4 protein-coding genes are annotated in these 18,617 nt (G+C 73.0%); 1 reads left to right on the forward strand and 3 read right to left on the reverse strand.

Features of this window, described 5'->3' with window-relative positions:
• Both BMZ82_RS32795 and BMZ82_RS32800 read right to left on the reverse strand, forming a co-directional pair.
• Positions 1-1,874: type I polyketide synthase (locus tag BMZ82_RS32795; RefSeq protein ID WP_371271340.1), on the reverse strand; the 1,874-nt coding region annotated here is incomplete at its 3' end.
• 45 nt (positions 1,875-1,919) lie between these two features.
• On the reverse strand, positions 1,920-11,642 hold the full coding sequence (locus BMZ82_RS32800; RefSeq protein WP_093781041.1) for a type I polyketide synthase: 9,723 nt from the start codon (positions 11,640-11,642) through the stop codon (positions 1,920-1,922).
• A gap of 440 nt (positions 11,643-12,082) precedes the next feature.
• On the opposite strand from BMZ82_RS32800, the gene BMZ82_RS32805 reads away from it, so the two are divergent.
• Positions 12,083-15,136, forward strand: coding sequence for a non-ribosomal peptide synthetase (locus tag BMZ82_RS32805; RefSeq protein WP_143098951.1), 3,054 nt, complete (start codon positions 12,083-12,085; stop codon positions 15,134-15,136).
• Between the two features lie 80 nt (positions 15,137-15,216).
• Here the strand turns inward: BMZ82_RS32805 and BMZ82_RS32810 are convergent, their stop codons facing one another.
• Positions 15,217-18,006 carry a helix-turn-helix transcriptional regulator gene (locus BMZ82_RS32810; RefSeq protein WP_177244778.1) on the reverse strand — a complete coding sequence of 930 codons (2,790 nt, stop codon included), beginning with the start codon at positions 18,004-18,006 and terminating at the stop codon, positions 15,217-15,219.
• Between the last annotated feature and the right edge of the window lie 611 nt (positions 18,007-18,617).

The following is an 18,617-nucleotide window of genomic DNA, read 5'->3' on the forward strand; positions in this document are numbered from 1 at the left end:
ACACCAGTCAGGGACCAGTCCACCCACGGCGACAGCGCTGCCTCGCACTCGGCAACCGCCGCCGCGAACACCGGGGATGTTTCAAGGAGTTCACGACCCATCCCCACCCACTGCGCCCCCTGACCCGGGAACACGAACACCACACCGCCCGACCGGGCCACCCCGCTGACCGTGCCGGCGGCTGTTTCGCCCCGGGCCACCGCGTGCAGGCCCGCAGTCAGTTCGGCCGTGTCACGCCCCCAGACCACCGCACGGTCCGCCAGCGCCGACCGGCCGCCGACAAGGGCACCGGCGACACCGGCCACATCGGTCCCCGCGCTTCCGGTGGCGAGCCGGTCCGCCACGGCCCGCAGTGCTGCGGCACCGCGCCCCGAGACCACCCACGGCACCACACCACCAAGCGCCACCACCGGCACCGGAACGGGCAACTCCGCAGCCTCAGCCTCAGCCCGCTCCGCAGCCTCAGCCGCCTCCGCCACCTCCGCCTGCTCCAGAATCACGTGCGCGTTCGTCCCACTGATCCCGAACGACGACACACCGGCCCGCCGAACCCGACCCGCGTCCGGCCACGCCACCGCCTCCCGCACCACCTCCACCGCACCCGACGACCAGTCGACCAAAGACGACGGCTCATCCACATGCAGTGACGCCGGGAGCACTCCGTGGCGCAGGGCCATGACCATCTTGATCACACCGGCCACGCCCGCAGCCGCCTGCGTATGGCCGATGTTCGACTTCACCGACCCCAGCAGCAGTGGCCGTTCGGCCTCACGGCCCTGTCCGTACGTCGCCAGCAGGGCGCGGGCCTCGATCGGGTCGCCGAGCTTCGTGCCCGTACCGTGCGCCTCGACCACGTCCACGTCGCCCGGGGCCAGGCCCGCGCCCGCGAGTGCGGCCCGCACCAGCCGTTCCTGTGCGGCGCCGCTCGGCGCGGTCAGCCCGTTGGACGCGCCGTCCTGGTTGACGACCGAGCCGCGCACCACCGCCAGCACCCGGTGGCCCAGCCGCCGGGCGTCCGACAGCCGCTCGACCACGAGCATCCCCACGCCCTCCGCAGGCCCGAAGCCGTCGGCGCCGGACGAGAACGCCTTGCACCGTCCGTCGGGCGCCAAACCCTGCTGGCGGCCGAGGTCGACGAAGGTGCCGGGCTGCGACATCACGGTGACGCCGCCGGTCAGGGCCATGGTGCACTCACCCCGCCGCAGCGCCTGCACGGCCAGATGCAGGGCCACCAGCGACGACGAGCACGCGGTGTCCACCGTCAGCGCCGGGCCTTCGAGGCCCAGGGTGAAGGCGAGCCGCCCGGACGCGACGCTCGACGTGTTGCCGGTGGTCAGGTACCCCTCGTAGGCACCGGGGGCGCGGTGCGAGGGCGGGCCGTAGTCGGAGGCGAGCGCTCCGACGTAGACGCCGACGCGCTCGCCGCGCAGCCGGTCCGGAGCGATCGCGGCGCGTTCGAGCGCCTCCCACGAGGTCTCCAGCAGGAGCCGTTGCTGCGGGTCCATCGCCATCGCCTCGCGCGGCGAGATGCCGAAGAACTCGGCGTCGAAGTCCCCGGCGTCGTAGAGGAATCCGCCGTGGCGCAGGTAGCTCGTACCGGAGCGTTCCGGGTCGGGGGAGAAGAGGGCGTCCATGTCCCAGCCCCGGTCGGCCGGGAACGCGGAGATCGCGTCGCCGCCCGCCGTGACGAACTCCCACAGCTCCTCGGGCGAGCCGATGCCACCGGGGAACCGGCACGCCATGCCGACGACGGCGACGGGTTCGTGCTCGGTCTCCTCGAGCTCCCGTACCCGCCGACGTGCCAGCCGCAGATCCGCCGTGGCGCGCTTCAGGTAGTCGCGTAGCTTCTGCTCGGTGGTCACTTCGGTGGTCACTGGAGTCAGCTCCTCTTGCGCAGTGCACGTTTCGCGGAAAGCAGTTCAGGAAAGGCCGAGGTCGCTGTCGAGGAGTTCGAACAGCTCCTCGTCGCTGGCGAGCGAGAGGTCGTCGCCGTCGCCGCCTTGCGTGGCGTCGGCACTGACGGTCCACGTCGAAAGGAAGGCGTACATCCGGGTGGCGATGGCACCGCGCTGCTCGGCGTCCGCCGGCATGCGGCGCAGCAGCGCTTCCAGCCGTTCGACTTCCACCAGCGGGTCGACGGCGGCGGCCGGGTCACCGCCGCTCGCGGCACCACTCGCGCCACCATCGGCTGTTGCGCCATCAGTCGCGCTCATCAGGTGCTCGGTCAGGGCGTCCAGCGTCGGATGGTCGAAGATCATCGTCGCCGCGAGCCGGACCCCGGTGGCCGTGCCGAGGCGGTTGCGGAGTTCCACCGCCGTGAGCGAGTCGAAGCCGAGTTCCTTGAAGGTGCGCTCCCCCGCCGGCTGCCCGGCGGTGCCGTGGCCGAGCACGGTCGCGACGTGGGTCTTCACCAACCGGGTCAGGACGCGGCGTCGTTCGGCGTCCGGGAGCGCGGCCAGTTCCTCGGCCGGGGAACGCCGCTCGCCGAGGCCGCCCGGGTGAGCGCCTGCGGCGCGCCGGGCGGGCGTACGTCCCACGGCCGTAGGGATCAGGGCCGTAGGAACCGTGGCCGTACGGGCCATGGCCAGGTCGCGGAGCAGTCCGAGGTCGGATCCGGCCGCGGCGCGGGCCCGCAGGGCTGCCGGGCTGAGCCGGACCGGGGCGAGGGCCGCCTCCGGGCGTCGCAGGGCCGCGTCGAGGAGCGCCATGCCGTCGTCGTCGGCGAGGGGCGCCAGCCCGGTGGTACGGGTCATGCGCGCCACGTCGGCGTCGTCGAGGTGCCCGGTCATTCCCCCGCGCCGCTCCCAGAAACCCCAGGCCAGGGACAGTCCGGGCAGGCCGAGGTACTGGCGGTGGGCGGCGAGGGCGTCCAGGGCGGCGTTGGCGGCGGCGTAGTTGGCCTGCCCCGGAGCGCCAAGCACGCCCATGGCCGAGGAGAACAGGACGAACGCGGCCAGGTCGAGGTGGGCGGTCAGTTCGTGCAGATGCCAGGCGGCCTCGACCTTCGGCCGTATGACGGTACGCAGCCGGGTCGCGTCCTGCGAGGCGATCACCCCGTCGTCCAGCACGCCGGCCGTGTGCACGACAGCGGTCAGCGGGTGGTCGGCCGGTACGGAGGCGATCACCTCGGCCAGTGCCGCCCGGTCCGCCGTGTCGCAGGCCACCACCCGTACATCGGCACCCAGTTCGGTCAGCTCCGCCGCCAACTTCTTTGCACCGGGGGCCTGTTGGCCACGCCGGGACAGCAACAGCAGGTTCCGTACGCCATGGCCGGTGACCAGGTGCCGGGCGACGAGCGCACCCAGGCCGCCGGTGCCGCCGGTCACCAGGACCGTGCCGTTCGGATCCAGCGGGCGCGGCACGGTCAACACGACCTTGCCGACATGCCGGGCCTGGCTCATGTACCGGAACGCGTCCCGGACCCGGCGGATGTCCCAGGCCTGGACCGGCAGCGGCTCCAGCCCTCCGGCGGCCAGCAGCGCCGACACCTCGGCGAGCAGCTCGCCCAGCCGCTCGGGGCCCGCCTCGAAGAGGTCGAACGCCCGGTAGGACACGTCGAGTTGGGTCGCGTCGACTTGAGCCGCGTCACGGATGTCGGTCTTGCCCATCTCCACGAACCGGCCACCGGTCGACAGCAGTTGCAGCGAGGCGTCCACGAACTCCCCGGCCAGGGAGTTGAGTACGACGTCCACACCGGGGAACTTCTCGGCGAAGCCGAGGTCACGGGAGGAGGCGATGTGGTCGTCGTCCAGGCCGAGTTGACGCAGTACGTCCCACTTGCCGGGGCTCGCGGTGGCGTACACCTCCGCACCCAGGTGCCGGGCCAACTGGATGGCCGCCATGCCCACACCACCGGCACCCGCGTGCACCAGCACTTTCTCCCCCGCCCGGAGGCCCGCCAGGTCCTGCCAGGCGTACCAGGCGGTCAGGAACACGATCGGGACCGCCGCCGCCCGCGCGAACGACCAGTGCGCGGGGATGCGCGCCAGCAGCCGTGCGTCCGTGACCACCAGCGGCGCCAGACCGCCCGTCACGACGCCGAACACCCGGTCGCCGACGGCGAGTTCGCCGCACTCGCCGGTGCCGAGCGCGGTCACCACACCGGCGCACTCCATGCCCAGCGGCACCCCGGGGTCGGGGTACATGCCCAACGCGATGAGCACATCACGGAAGTTGACCCCGGCCGCGCGTACGGCCACCCGCACCTGGCCGGGGCCCAGCGGCTCCAGCACGTCCCGGGCGGGTTCGGTGCCGAGGCTCTCCAGGGTGCCGCCGGAACCGGGCGTCACACGCCACGGCCTCCCGTCGCCAAGGTCCAAGTCGAGGTCCGAGGGGGCGGTGGCGTAGACCGGTGTCAGGCGCGGCGCGAGCGCCACGCCGTCGCGCAGGCAGGCCTGCGGTGCGGCCACGAGGGCGAGGCCGGTGCGGGAGGAGTCCGCGCCCGGAGCGCCCGGGTCCAGGTCCTGGTCCAGGTCCAGCAGGCGCAGCCGGTCCGGATGCTCCGACTGCGCCGACCGCACCAGGCCCCAGACCGCCGCCGCCACCGGATCGGCGAGGCCGTCCCCGCTGTCCCGGGCCACGGCGCCACGCGTCACGACCGTCAACCGCAGCTCGGCGAACCGCTCGTCGGCCAGCCATGCCTGCGCCAGTTCGAGCACACGCCGCACCTCGCCGTACAGCCGCTCCGATACGGTGCCCGGCTCCGGCAACGGCGCGCAGACGACCACGGCATGCCCCGGCCCGACTTCACCGGCCGCCACCGCCTCGGCCAGGGCGGCCGGCTCCGGGTACCCGGTGACCTCACTGCCGCCGCGCCCGAGCAGCTCGGCCAGCCCGAACAGATCCGGCCCGAGCAGCGCGCACGCCCCGGCCCCGGCCGCTTCGACGGGCACCCAGTCGGTGACGTACAGCGCCTGCTCGGCGGAGGCGGATCCGGAGCCGGATCCGGGCCCGGCGAAGGTGTCCGCGCCTGCGGCCAGCGCATCGGCGGCCACCGGGCGCAGCGCCAGCGCCCGTACGTCCACGACCGGCTCGCCGTCGGCGTCGACGGCCAGCAGCGACACGGTGTCGACGCCGGTCGGCCGCAGCCGTACTCGCAGTTCGTCGGCGCCGTTCGCCGAGACGGTGACGTCGGACCAGCTAAACGGCAGCAGCAGCCCGTCGCCCTTGGTCAGCCCGGTCCGTTCGCCGAGGAGGACGGCGTGCAGCGCCGCGTCCAGCAGCGCGGGATGCAGGGCGTAACGCGCGGCCTGCTCGCGTTCCTGCTCCGGCAGGGCGACGGCGGCGTACACCTCGTCGCCGTCCCGCCAGACGGCGCGCAGCCCCTGGAACACCGGCCCGTAGTCGTAGCCGCGCCGCGCCAAGTCCTCGTACAACGCGGCGAGTTCCAGCGGCTCGGCCCCCTCGGGCGGCCATACGTCGAGCGGCCGTACCTCGACGGGCGCGCTCGGGTCCCGGCCTTCGGCCAGTACGGCACCGGCGTGCCGGGTCCAGAGCGCCGGGGTGTCCGTGTCGGCGGGGCAGGCGTGGATCTCCAGCTCGCGCCGGCCGGTGTCGTCGCGCGGGCCGACCCGCACCTGAAGGCGTACGGCACCGTCCCTCGGCACCGTCAGCGGTGCCTCCAGGGTCAGTTCCTCCACCCGCTCGCAGCCCAGCCGCTGCCCGGCGTGCACCGCCGCCTCCAGCAGCGCGGTCCCGGGTACGACGACCGTGCCCAGCACCGCGTGATCGGCGAGCCACGACTGCGCCGTCGGCGCGATCCGCCGCGTGAACACGGCACCGCCGTCGGCGAGTTCGGTCGCCTCGCCCATGAACGGATGCCCGACGCCACCGCCCGGCCGCAGCCAGTAGCGCCGCCGCTGGAAGGCGTACGTCGGCAGGTCGCCGCCGCGTCCCGCCCCGGCGGCGGGCAGTACGGTCGTCCAGTCGACGTCGGCACCATGCACGAACGCCTGCGCCACCGAGGTCAACAGCCGCTCGACCCCGCCCTGGTCGCGGCGTAGGGTGCCCAGCGCGACGGCGGTGGCCGGACTGTCGTCCAGGGTGTCCTGTAGGGCACCGAGCAACACGGGATGCGGACTGACCTCCACGAACAGCCGGTGCCCGGCGGCGACCAACTCACCCACCGCGTCCGCGAGACGCACCCGGTGACGCAGGTTCCCGTACCAGTAACCACCGTTCAGCTCACCGGACTTGACCCAGTCACCGGTGTACGTCGACAGCATCGGAACCGTCGGCCGCCGCGACACCACCGCGTCGAGCTCCGCCAGCAGCTCCGCCTCCAACGCCTCGACCATCACCGAGTGCGAGGCGTAGTCGACGGCGACCCGCTTCGCCTGAACCCCCGCCACCTCACACCCGGCCATGAACACATCCAGCTCGTCCACGGACCCCGACACCACGACGGACCCCGGCCCGTTGACGGCCGCGATCCCGACACCGTCCGACAGCAACGGCTCCACCTCGTCGACGGACGCGAACACGGACACCATCCCGCCGGTACCCGCCAGCCGCGTGATCGCCCGCGACCGCACCGCCACCACCCGAGCCGCATCCTCCAACGACAAGGCACCCGCGACGCACGCCGCCGCGATCTCACCCTGCGAGTGACCCACCACAGCGACGGGCGTGACACCCACCGACCGCCACACCGCAGCCAACGACACCATCACAGCCCACAACACCGGCTGCACCACATCAACCCGCGCCAACTCATCCCCATCACCGGCGAGTACACCGGTCAACGACCAGTCCACCCACGGCGACAGCGCCGCCTCGCACTCCGCGATCGACGCGGCGAACACCGGAGACGAGACGAGCAACTCCCGCCCCATACCCACCCACTGCGCCCCCTGACCCGGGAACACGAACACCACACCCGAGCCCACGACCGACCCCGCGACAACGCCCGATGCCTCCAGACCGGACGCCAACGCCCCAACCCCAGACGTCAGTTCATCCAGACCCCGGCCCAAGACCACCGCACGATCAGCGAACACCGCTCGACCGCCAGCCAACGCGTAAGCCACGCACGGGAGTTCCACCGCACCGACACCACGACCCGCGTACCCGACCAGCCGCTCCGCCTGAGCCGCCAACGCCCCGGCACCCCGCCCGGACACCACCCACGGCACCACCCCACCAAGCGCCACCACCGGCACCGGCACCGGCACCGGCGACTCCTCAGCCCCAACCGGCTCAAAAGCCTCCGCCTGCTCCAGAATCACGTGCGCGTTGGTCCCACTGATCCCGAACGACGACACAGCGGCCCGCCGGACCCGACCCGCGTCCGGCCACGCCACCGTCTCCCGCACCACCTCCACCGCACCCGACGACCAGTCCACGAACGACGACGGCTCATCCACATGCAGCGACGCCGGGAGCACCCCATGGCGCAGCCCCATGACCATCTTGATCACACCGGCCACGCCCGCAGCCGCCTGCGTATGCCCGATGTTGGACTTCACCGACCCCAGGAGCAGCGGGTGTCCGTCGCCGCGCTGCCCATACGTCGCCAACAGCGCCTCAGCCTCGATCGGGTCGCCCAACGCGGTGCCCGTACCGTGTGCCTCGACCGCGTCCACGTCGGAGGCCGTCAGGCCCGCGTTGGACAGGGCCTCGGAGATGACGCGCTGTTGCGAAGGGCCGTTGGGGGCGGTCAGGCCGTTGGACGCGCCGTCCTGGTTGACGGCGGAACCCCGCACCACCGCCAGTACTTCGTGGCCGTTGCGCCGGGCGTCGCTCAGCCGCTCCACCAGCAGCAGGCCGACGCCCTCGCCCCAGCCCGTGCCGTCCGCGCCCGCCGCGAACGCCTTGCAGCGGCCGTCCGACGACAGTCCGCCCTGGCGGCTGAACTCCACGAACAGGCCGGGGCTGGAGAGCACGGTCGCGCCGCCCGCCAGCGCCATGTCGCACTCGCCGGAGCGCAGCGACTGGACGGCGAGGTGCAGGGCCACCAGCGACGACGAGCAGGCCGTGTCCACCGTCACGGCGGGGCCTTCGAGGCCCAGGGTGTAGGCGACGCGTCCGGAGGCGAGGCTGACGGAGGTACCGGTGAGGACGTATCCGTCGGCTCCGCTGCCGGGCTCGTCCATGCGCGGTCCGTAGTCCTGCGCCATCGCGCCGACGAACACGCCCGTACGGCTGCCGCGCAGCGAGTGCGGGTCGATCCCGGCCCGTTCGAACGCCTCCCACGACGTCTCCAGCAGCAGCCGCTGCTGCGGATCCATCGCCACCGCCTCACGCGGCGAGATGCCGAAGAACTCGGCGTCGAAGTCCGCCGCCCCGGTGAGGAAGCCGCCCTGGCCGGTGGCCGAGGCGGGTGTGCCGTCGGGGCCGGGCGCGAGCAGGGCGGCGAGGTCCCAGCCACGGTCGTCGGGGAAGTCGCCGACCGCGTCCCGCTCGGCGAGCACCAGGTCCCACAGTTCCTCTGGCGAGCCGACGCCTCCCGCGTACCGGCAGCTCATCCCGACGATCGCGATCGCGTCCCGCGCGTCCCGCACGTCCGGCGAGTCCGGCGTGGCGTCGGGCATGGCATGCCCATGGGCCCCGGGTTGGCCGCCGGTGAGCAGTTCCCGCAGCCGGTGGGCGAGGGCCCTGGGCGTCGGATGGTCGAAGACCGCGCTGGTGCCCAGGCCCGCGCCGGTGGCCGCGTTGAGGTCGCCGCGCAGCCGGACGCTGAGCTGGGAGTCGAACCCGAGGTCGCGGAAGGACAGTTCGGGATCGACGTCGTCCGGCGAGGCGTGTCCGAGCAGCGCCGCGGCATGCGTCCGCACGGTACGCGTCAGGAACCGCTCGGCCTCGGCCGGGCTCATCGCGCCGAGCCCGCCAAGCCCCTCCTCCGCCACCGCATCGGCACCTGTGGAAGCCACCGGGGCCGCCACCATCTCTGCCGCCGTGTCGGCCGCCGCGTCGGGCCAGTGCCGGCGGCGCTGGAAGGCGTACGTCGGCAGGTCCACCCGGGCGGCGTCGGTGCCGGCGTACAGCACGTCCCATCCGACCTCCGCGCCCTGGACGAAGGCTTCCGCCAGGGAGTCGAGGAACCGCGCGGGACCGCCGTCGCCCCGGCGCAGCGTGCCCAGGACGACGCCGCCGTTCTCGGCTTCCAGCGTGGCCTGGATGCCGGCGGTGAGCACGGGGTGCGGGCCGACCTCGATGAACAGCCGGTGTCCGGCCCTGGCGAGCCTCTGCACGGCGGCGTGCAACCGCACGGGACGCCGCAGGTTCTCGTACCAGTACCGCCCGTCCAGTTCGCCCGGGCGGACCCATTCCGTGGTGGTGGTGGACAGCATCGGCACCGTGGGCGCGAGCGGGGTCACCGGCGCGAGCAGGTCCCGCAGGGCGGGCTCCAAGGGCTCCACCAGCGGGGAGTGCGAGGCGTAGTCGACGGCGACTTGGCGGTGGCGGATGGCGCGCCGGGCGCAGTCGGCCGCGCACTGTTCCAGGAGTTCGGCGGGGCCGGACAGCACCATGGCGTCGGGGCCGTTGAGCACGGCGAGCGCGACCCGGCCGCCGTGGGGGGCGGCGATGTCCTCGGCGGTGGGCTGGTCGCAGACGAGCGACAGCATGCCGCCGCCGGTTCCGGCCACCGCGCGCAGTGCCCTGGCGCGCAGCGCCGCCGTCCGGGCGCCGTCCTCCAGGGTCAGGGCGCCGGCGACGACGGCGGCCGCGATCTCGCCCTGCGAGTGGCCGATGACGGCTGCCGGCCGCACCCCGGCGGCCCGCCACAGCTCCGCCAGCGAGACCATCACGGCCCACAGCACCGGCTGGAGGACGTCCAGCCGGTTCAGCTCGCCGTCGCCGCCGCCCTCGTCGCCGTCGTGGCTGTCGTCGCCGTCCACGCCGTGCGTCAGGACGTCGGTGAGCGACCAGTCGACGTACGGGGCGAGCGCGGTCTCGCAGCGCGCGATCCACTGGGCGAACACCGGTGTCGTACGCAGCAGTTCGCGCCCCATGCCCACCCATTGCTGGCCCTGTCCCGGGAACACCATGATCGGCCGGGCGTCGAGTGCCCGCCCGCGCTGGAGTCCCGGGGCCGGCTGCCCGCCGGCCAGGGCGTCCAGGCCGCGCAGGAGTTCCTCGCGCCCGGTGCCGGTGACGGCTGCCCGGTGGTCGAGGGCCTGCCGGGTGGTGGCCAGTGAGAAGGCGACGTCGGCCGGGTCGAGGTCGGGGGCGGCGCGCAGTGCGGCGGCGAGCCGGGCGGCCTGGCCGCGCAGCGCGGGCTCGGTGCGCGCGGTGACGGGCCACAGTCCGGCCCCGCCGAGCAGCGGAGCGCCGGGGGCTGTGTCCGGCGTGTGCGCTGCTGCCGTGGCTTCGCCGAGGACGACATGGCAGTTGGTGCCGCCGATCCCGAACGAGCTGACGCCCGCGAGGAGTTGCTGCCCCTGCGGCCAGGGCCCGAGTTCCTGCTGCACCCGCAGGCCCAGCCGGTCGAGGGCGATGGCGGGGTTGGGGGTGCGGAAGTGCAGGCTGGCGGGCAACTGCCGGTGTTTCAGGCTGAGCAGGGTCTTGAGCAGTCCGGCGATTCCGGCCGCGCCTTCGAGATGCCCGATGTTGGTCTTGACCGAGCCGACCCTCAGCGGGTCGTCGGCCGACCGGCCGTCGCAGAGGGCCGCGCCGAGGGCGGTGGCCTCGACGGGGTCGCCCTTGGGGGTGCCGGTGCCGTGCAGTTCGACGTAGCGGACGGCGTCGGGGCGGACCCGGGCGTCCTGGCAGGCGGCGCGGATGACGGCGGTCTGGGCCTCGGGGTCGGGAGCGGTCAGGGTCTCGCCGCCGCCGTCGTTGTTGACGGCGCTGCCGAGGATCACACCGTGGATCCGGTCGCCGTCGGCGAGCGCGTCGGAGAGGCGCTTGAGGACGACGAGCCCGCCGCCCTCGCCGCGGACGAATCCGTTGGCGCGGGCGTCGAAGGTGTGGCAGCGGCCGTCCGGCGACAGGACGTCGGCCCGGGCGGCGCGCAGGGCGCTGTCCGGGGCGAGGTTGAGGTGAACGCCTCCGGCGAGCGCGATCCGGCTCTCACCGCGGCGCAGGCTCTGGCCGGCCAGGTGCACGGCCACCAGGGACGAGGACTGCCCGGTGTCGACGGTGAGGCTGGGGCCGCGCAGCCCCAGCGCGTAGGAGACGCGGCCGGCGAGGACGCCACGGGCCAGCCCGGTGAAGGCGTACTGGTCGGGGGTGCGGCCCCGGTGCAGCGCCGCGTAGTCGTCGGCGATCGCGCCGAGGAAGACACCGGTGGCGGTGTGCCGGACGGTGTCGGCGGGCAGTCCGGCGTCCTCCAGGGCCTCCCAGCCCAGTTCGAGGACGAGCCGCTGCTGCGGGTCCATGGCCGCCGCCTCGCGCGGGGAGATCCGGAAGAAGCCCTCGTCGAAGGAGTCGACCTGGTCGAGGTAGCCGCCGAAGGGCGGGCAGGCGTCGGGCAGCGGGCGGTCGGCGGGGGGCGCGGTGACGGCGTCGGCACCGTCGCGCAGCAGCGCCCAGAACTCCTCGGGACCCGCCGCGCCCGGCAGCCGGCACGACATTCCGATGACGGCCAGGGATTCACTGTGCGGGGAGCCCGCGTGGCCGAAGTCCGCATGCGCGGAGCCCGTGTGTGCAAGGCCCGCGTGCGCGAAGTCCGAGGGGCCGGCGCTGGATTGAGTGTTCATGTGTCCTTCCGGTCCCCAGCCGGTCCGCCGTCCGCGCCAGCCGTGCTGCGCCGGCGACCTCGCGTCGCACGCCGCCGTGGTCCGGCGTCCGTTCCGGTGTGGTTGGCCTTTCGGCCCGGCCCACCGTAGGTTCCTCCGATCCGGGGGCGACACCCCTACCGGGCCCCGCATGCCCCACGGGTGGTCCGTGGCCCCTAACAGCAGGTCGCGGGTGGTGCCGCGCGGCTGGGGCCGGTAGGGGTGCGGGGCTGGGAGACAGCGGCCCGCACGGGGTTTACCCGGTCGGTGGCGGCCTGCGTACACTCTGGCCACTTCGCACCCCTGAGGACACCGGAGCACGAAGACGTCCGAGGCACCGATGCCACCCCGTGAGCGCCGGATTCGTGTTGCTCGATCCGGTCCGGTGCGTGGACGGTGCCTCCCATTCCCTGGAGACGCGCATGTCGTCCGAGCACAGCCCAGACCTGTACCAGCGCCCGGTGGCGGCGGTGGACTGGTGGTTCCTGGCTTCTCCCCGCAAGCAGTATCCCGTCATCCAGTTGGCCGTCGAGGGCGTCGGCCTGCTGTCGCACAGTGACCTGTCCGACGCGGTCGCCGAGGCGTCCCGGGCCTGTCCCGGCACCCGGCTGGTCTTTCGCAAGGGGATGTGGCGGGACAGCGGCCGGGCCCCTGCGGTGATCGTCGGCGACGGGGCGGCGTACGACCGTGTCCGGTTCGACTCGCCGCTGCTGCGGCGGCCGTTGCGGCCCGGGGCGGGCGGCGCGACCTGTGAGGTGCTGCTGCTGACCGGCGAGCCGAACACCGTGGTGTTCCGGGGCTTTCACGCCGCCATGGACGGCCGGGGCCTGCTGCTCTGGGCGACCGAGGTCTTCCACGCGCTGGCCGGTGTGCCGGTGGTCGGCGCCGACGACCGGCTGAGCGAGGACGGCCTCATGGAGAAGCTGGCCGGCGAGCTGCCCGACGGCCTGCCGCCGGTCGCCGCCGCACCGGTGCTCCAGTGGCCCTCGCCGCTGGGCCGGCTGGGCAAGGGGCGGCGCGAGCCGATGTGGCGAAGACGCACGGTCGACGGCAGCCACCCGGGCATCACGGCCAAGCTGGCCCTCGCCCTGTCCGCCGACGGCCGCGGGCCGGTCGAGGAGGACCCGGCGCTCAAGGGGTACTTCATGGTGCCGGTCGACGGCCGCCGGCACGTACCCGGGATCCGCTCCACATCGTCGGTGACGATGAGCGCCTCCCTGGAGGTACGGGACGGCGACCACTGGGAGGACGTCGGTGCCCGGCTGCTGACCGCGCTGAGCGAGCGCCAGGAACTCGCCAGCCGCACCGACCCGGCCCTGCGCAAGCTGCCGCGCTGGCTGGTGGGTCTGCTCGAGCGCGGTGCGGATGCCAAGACCACCGACAAGGGGCTGTACGGCTCCACCGCCATCCTCTCCGACCTGGGCGCCCTCGACCTCGCGGAGTTCTCCCCGCCCGGCTTCACCGCGACCTCGGTCTACATGCTGGCCTCGCCCGGACCGGTGGCGCCGCCCGAGGTCGACGCGGTGACCGCCGACGGCCGCACCGAGATCACCGTCGGCTGGTGGGACAACCCGGGGGCGGCCGAGCGCGCCGAGGCCCTGCTCGACCGTGTCGAGGAGGCCCTGTCGCCCCGGGCCCACCGCGAGTGGTCCGGCAACATGACACAGCGTCCGGTGCCGATCGGCCCCTCGGTGGTACGGCTCTTTCGCGAGCAGGCCGAGCGCACCCCGGACCGGGTCGCCCTCAGCGGCTCCGCCGGCGACCTGACGTACGCCGAGCTCAGCCGCCGGGCCGATGCGGTCGCGGCGGAGCTGAGCCGCCGCGGGATCGGCCGCGGCAGTGTGGTCGGCCTGCTGGCCGACCGGTCCGCGGAGATGATGGCGGGGCTGTGGGGGGTGCTGCGGGCGGGCGCCGCCTATCTGCCGATGGACGCCGAACACCCGGACGCCCGGCTGTCGGGCCTGCTCACCGACGCGACCGCCAAGCTGTGCCTGGTCCAACGGCCCTACCAGGAACGGCAGTGGTGTCCGCCGGGCTGCGAAACGCTCGTCCTGGAGGAGCTGTTGGAGTCCGCGGACGGCGAGGCGCCCGCGTACCGGGACGCCGAGGTGCGACCGGACGATCTGGCGTACGTCATCTACACCTCCGGCTCGACCGGCAGGCCCAAGGGGGTGCAGATCGAGCACGGCGCCCTGCTGAACTACGTGGGCTGGGCCACCCGCGAGTTCGAGATCGACGCCGACAGCCGTCTGCCGCTGATCACCTCGCCCTCCTTCGACGTCACCGGCACCTCGGTATACCTGCCGCTGCTGGCCGGCGGCACGGTGGTGCTCATGCGCGACAAGCCCAACCACCTTTCGCTGCGGCAGCTGTTGGAGGAGTCCGGGGCGAACTCGCTGTCGCTGACCCCGGCGCACCTGGACCTGATCGGCCGTCTGGAGCTGTCGCCGGCCGGTTTCCGTACCGTGGTGGTCGTCGGCGAGCAGTTGCGGGTGCCGGTGGCGGCCCGCGCCCAGGAGATGTTCGGGCCGGACTGCAGGATCATCAATCTGTACGGGCCGACCGAGGCCACCATCGGCCTGACGGTGCACACCTACGATCCGGAGCGGGACGGGGCCGCCGCGGCGGTGCCGATCGGGCTGCCGACGGACAACAGCACCGTCGTCCTGCTGGACCAGGACCGGCGGTTCGTCGCGCCCGGCGAGGTGGGTGAGATGTACCTGGGTGGCAGCCAGTTGGCCCGTGGCTACCTGGGCCGCCCGGACCTGGACCGCGAGCGGTTCGTCCGGCTGGCCGACGGCAGCCGGATGTACCGTACGGGCGACCTGGCCCGGGTGTCGGCGAGCGGCGTACTGGAGTTCATCGGCCGGATCGACGACCAGGTGAAGATCTCCGGCCACCGCGTCGAGCCCGCCGAGGCGGCCCGCGCGCTGGAGGAACACCCCGCCGTGGCACGGGCCGTGGTCGTCGCCACGGCCCTGCCGGGCGGGCACGGCAAGTCGCTCGCCGGGTACGTGGTGACCCGGACTCCCGTCGGCCGGGACGAGCTGCGGGAGTTCCTGGTGCGGCGGCTGCCGGAGTACCTGGTGCCGGCCACCCTGACCGTGCTGCCCGAACTGCCGCTGACCGTCGCCGGCAAGATCGACGTACGCGCGCTGCCGGACCCGCACACCGACAGCGGCGGCGCAGCCGGGCAGGCCGGATCCGACGCGCCCGTACTGGACGTCGTGGAGTCGGCGATCGCCGACATCTGGGCGCTCGCCCTGCGGGTGGACCGCTCCCGGCTGACTCCCGCCCAGAGCTTCCACCACCTGGGCGGCGACTCGCTCACCCTCTACGCCGTGCTCGCACAGGTCTGCCGGGACGTGGTCGAGCCCGGCCGCGAGAAGACGTTCATGGCCCGCCTGCCGGAGATTCTGCGGAAGCCCACACTGGAGCACGTCGCAGCCCTCGTACGCGAGACCGCCCAGGACTGACAGGACGGACAGGACCGATCCGCAGAAGGGGGCAACGCCGCGCGGCGTTGCCCCCGGCCTCTGAGTCCGTTGCGTGACGCTCAGCTCCCGGTCGGGGCCATCACCAGGGACGGCAGGTCCGAGCGTCTTGTCACGTTCAGCTTGCGGTACGTCTTGGTCAGATGCTGCTCCACCGTACTGACCGAGATGTACAGCCGGTTGGAGATCTCCCGGTTCGTGTAGCCGAGCGCCGCCATCTCCGCCACCCGCCGTTCCGCGTCGCTGAGCAGCAGCTCCGCCTCCGTCGGCGCGGCCTGCAACTCCACGAGCTCGGCCGATTCGGTCGGCTCGGCGGATTCGGACGGCACCGGATCCAGCGCCAGCGCGTCCACGAGCGGCTCGGCATGGCACTCGCGGGCGATGTTCCACGCCCGGCGGCCCACCATCCGAGCCCGGCGCAGCTCGCCGAGCGTGTGGTGGGTCTCGGTCAACTGCACGAGGGTGCGCAGCAGTTCGTACCGGTCCCCGCTGCCCTGCAGCAGGTCGGCGGACTGCCGCAGCATCTCCGACCGGCGCCGCAGGTCGGACATCATTGCCAGAACCCGCAGCGCGCTGCCCGCGGCCCGCGGCGCATGACTGCCGGCCTGCGTCAACTGCTCCTCGGCGAGCTTGCGGGCCCGGCCGTGCTCGCCCATCTCCAGCAGCACGGCCGCCGCCTCGACACGCCACGGGACCAGGCTGGGAACGTCCATGTTCCACCGGCCCATCAGCTCCCCGCAGTTCTCGAAGTCGGCCAGCGCCGAGCCCAGATGGCCGGTCGCCAGACTGACCCGACCGCGGGCCTGAAGGTACGTCAGGCCGAACCGGCTCTGTGAGACCCCGGGCGGCAGCGGCATGTTGAGCTGCGCCAACGCCTCTCGGTGCCGGCCCATCGAGGTCAGCGCGAGCACCTGGGTCGACCGGACGGCGGCCAGCGAAACGCCCCAACTGGCGGTCGGTACGGCCCGCATCGCCTCCTGCCCCTGCTCGGCCGCCTCCAGCAGCGAGCCCTGCCGCAGGCTGATCTCGGCCCGCACCGCCAGCAGCAGGGCGTACCGCCACCTCGACTCGCCCTCCGCGGACTGGGCCAGCAGCGCGTCGCACAGCTGAGCCGCCTGCACCACCCGCTCCCCGCACAGCAGCGTCATCAGCCCGGCCACCATGGTGCTGGTGCCCGTCTCCTGGAGCGGCGCGTTCTGCAGGATCCGCTCGGCCCGCTCCAGTGCGGGCCGGCCGCCCTGGCCGCCTTCCTGGGAGATCACGGAGTTCAGCGTGCGCAGGGTGTCGAGACGGCGGGGGGAGGTCAGCGGCTGCAGGATGCGATCGGCTGCCCCGTCGTCGATGCCGGGGACCAGGTCTACCAGCGCCGGATAGGCGTCCCGGATCGTCAGCCGCAGCTCGCACAGGGCGGACGGCGAGGGCCGGTCCGCGGCCCGGGCCGCCCCGTCCAGCCGGGGCAGCAGGTCGCGGGCGACCGCGAACCGGCCGTTCCACAGCAGCGCCTTGATCACCCCGACCGTGTCGTCGCCCGACAGGTGGCCCGCGTGGCTCGCCTCGACCAGTTCCGCGAGGTACGGCGAGCAGATGCTCGGGTTGATCCGCCACTCGGCCCGCAGCAGCGCCGCCTGCAGCCGGGCGGCGGCCACCGGATCGTCCGCGCAGCCCAGCCGCGCCAGTTTCAGACAGGCGACCGCGTACGACAGGCGTCCCTCGGACACGCCCAGCCGTGCCGCCTCCGTCAGCACCCCCACCGACCAGGGCGCACTGCAGTCACTGGCGATCAGCAGTTGCTCCGCCACCTCCGACGCCGACCGGCCTTCGTGGTACGCCTGGGCGGCGGCGGCCTGGTGCAGCCGGATCCGTTCCGTGCCGTCCATGCCCAGCAGCACCGCCCCGGCCGCCGCCGGGTGGCGGAAGCCGTCGCCGTCGATCAGTCCGGCGGTCCGCAGGCCGTCGAGCAGCGCGTCGGTGACGGTGGGACACATGCCCAGCAGGCGTGCTACACCCTCTCGACTGCGCAGCACGGCCACGCCCTGTGCCACCCGGGCCGTCTGCGGATCACTGCGGCGCAGATACTCCAGCACCGCCTGCCCGTAGGTGTCCGCCGAGCCGAACAGTTCGTCGTTGCCGGGGGCGGGGGGGGTGCGCCGTACGGCCAGGTGGTCGCCGATCAGGGCCTCCGCGAGCAGCGGGTTGCCGTTGCTCAGCTGGTGGCAGCGCTCCGCCAGTGCTCCGGGAGCCTCGTGGCCCAGGTGCCGGGCGGCGAGCCGGGCCACGCCGTCCGGTGTCAGCGGGTGCAGGGCCAGTCCGTGGCAGTGCGGCTGGCGCAGCAACTCGGCGGCGCATTCCTGATTGTGATGCGGTGACTGTTCGGAGTACGAGAACACCGTCGCGATACGCGCTCCGCGGATGCGCCGCGCGAAGTAGGACAGGATCGACTGCGACGCGGCGTCGGTGAGGTGGATGTCGTCCACGATCAGCGCCAGCGGCTGCTGTTCGGACAGTTCCAGCAGGATCGCGCTCATCGCGTGCGCGGTGAGGGTGTCGAGCCCGGTGTCCGGCTCCGGTACGACGGCCAGCAGCCGGTCCGCCTCCCGGCGGGCGGCCGGCGACAGCGGTGCGTGCAGGAGCAGTTGGCTCATGACGCCCATGGGGACGTCACGCTCCGCCACGCAGGCGATCGCGGTCAACGCGAGCGCTCCGCGGTTCATGGCCGCCTGCGCGAAGACGTCCAGCAGCACGCTCTTGCCCGTGGCCACGACGCCGCTGACCAAGGCCGATTTACCACTGCCCTGGATGGCCTCGTCCAGCAGACTTGTGAGGAAGCCGAGTTCGTCTTCGCGTTCGGCCAAAACCATTTCTCTGATACCTCTTCCCCCGCGAAATGAGTGCACCGAACTCCGGCCGAAGGACCGGTGAAGGTGTGCGGGACCTCAAACGGACAGCTGATTGCCATCGCGACAGCTGCAGGAGCGGACAGCTGGTCAATTCATCCGACTCCGGCTCGATCAAGCTAACGACGGCCACCGTCGCTGCACAAGGAGCATTGGGGAGTCTTGACCAACCGGCCATCTTGAAGCCGGATTGGATATCGAAAGGCGCAGTGGACGGGCCCTGATTCAGGAGCAAGGAGTCCGGGTTGCCATCAATTGATGCGATGTCAAAGTTTCATATCCCCCTCACAAGCCACCCGCGTACGACCGCCCGGCATCAATGTGCGAAGCTATCCACGGACGCCGCGAACGCCTCACCGCAGCAAAGGCGTTGCGGCGGAAGCTGAAGCACCATCAGGCAGGCATTCATCGCCTCTACACTTTCCATGCCGACATGTGTGCGTTTTGTGTACGCGAACATCCTCCGGCCGGTCCGACGCGATGGAATACCAATCCGGAAAGAACTCGGCGTATCCCGCAAAGCCGCTGCCAGGATTTCCGTCCGGCGTGATCCATGCCCTCTGTGGCAA

The sequence above is a fragment of the Streptomyces sp. yr375 genome, from assembly GCF_900110755.1.
Taxonomy (GTDB): Bacteria; Actinomycetota; Actinomycetes; order Streptomycetales; family Streptomycetaceae; genus Streptomyces.

Coding starts and splice junctions, on each gene's coding strand:
- BMZ82_RS32800 (WP_093781041.1), bottom strand. CDS start 11,642: ATGAACACTCAATCCAGCGCCGGCCCCTCGGACTTCGCGCACGCGGGC.
- BMZ82_RS32805 (WP_143098951.1), top strand. CDS start 12,083: ATGTCGTCCGAGCACAGCCCAGACCTGTACCAGCGCCCGGTGGCGGCG.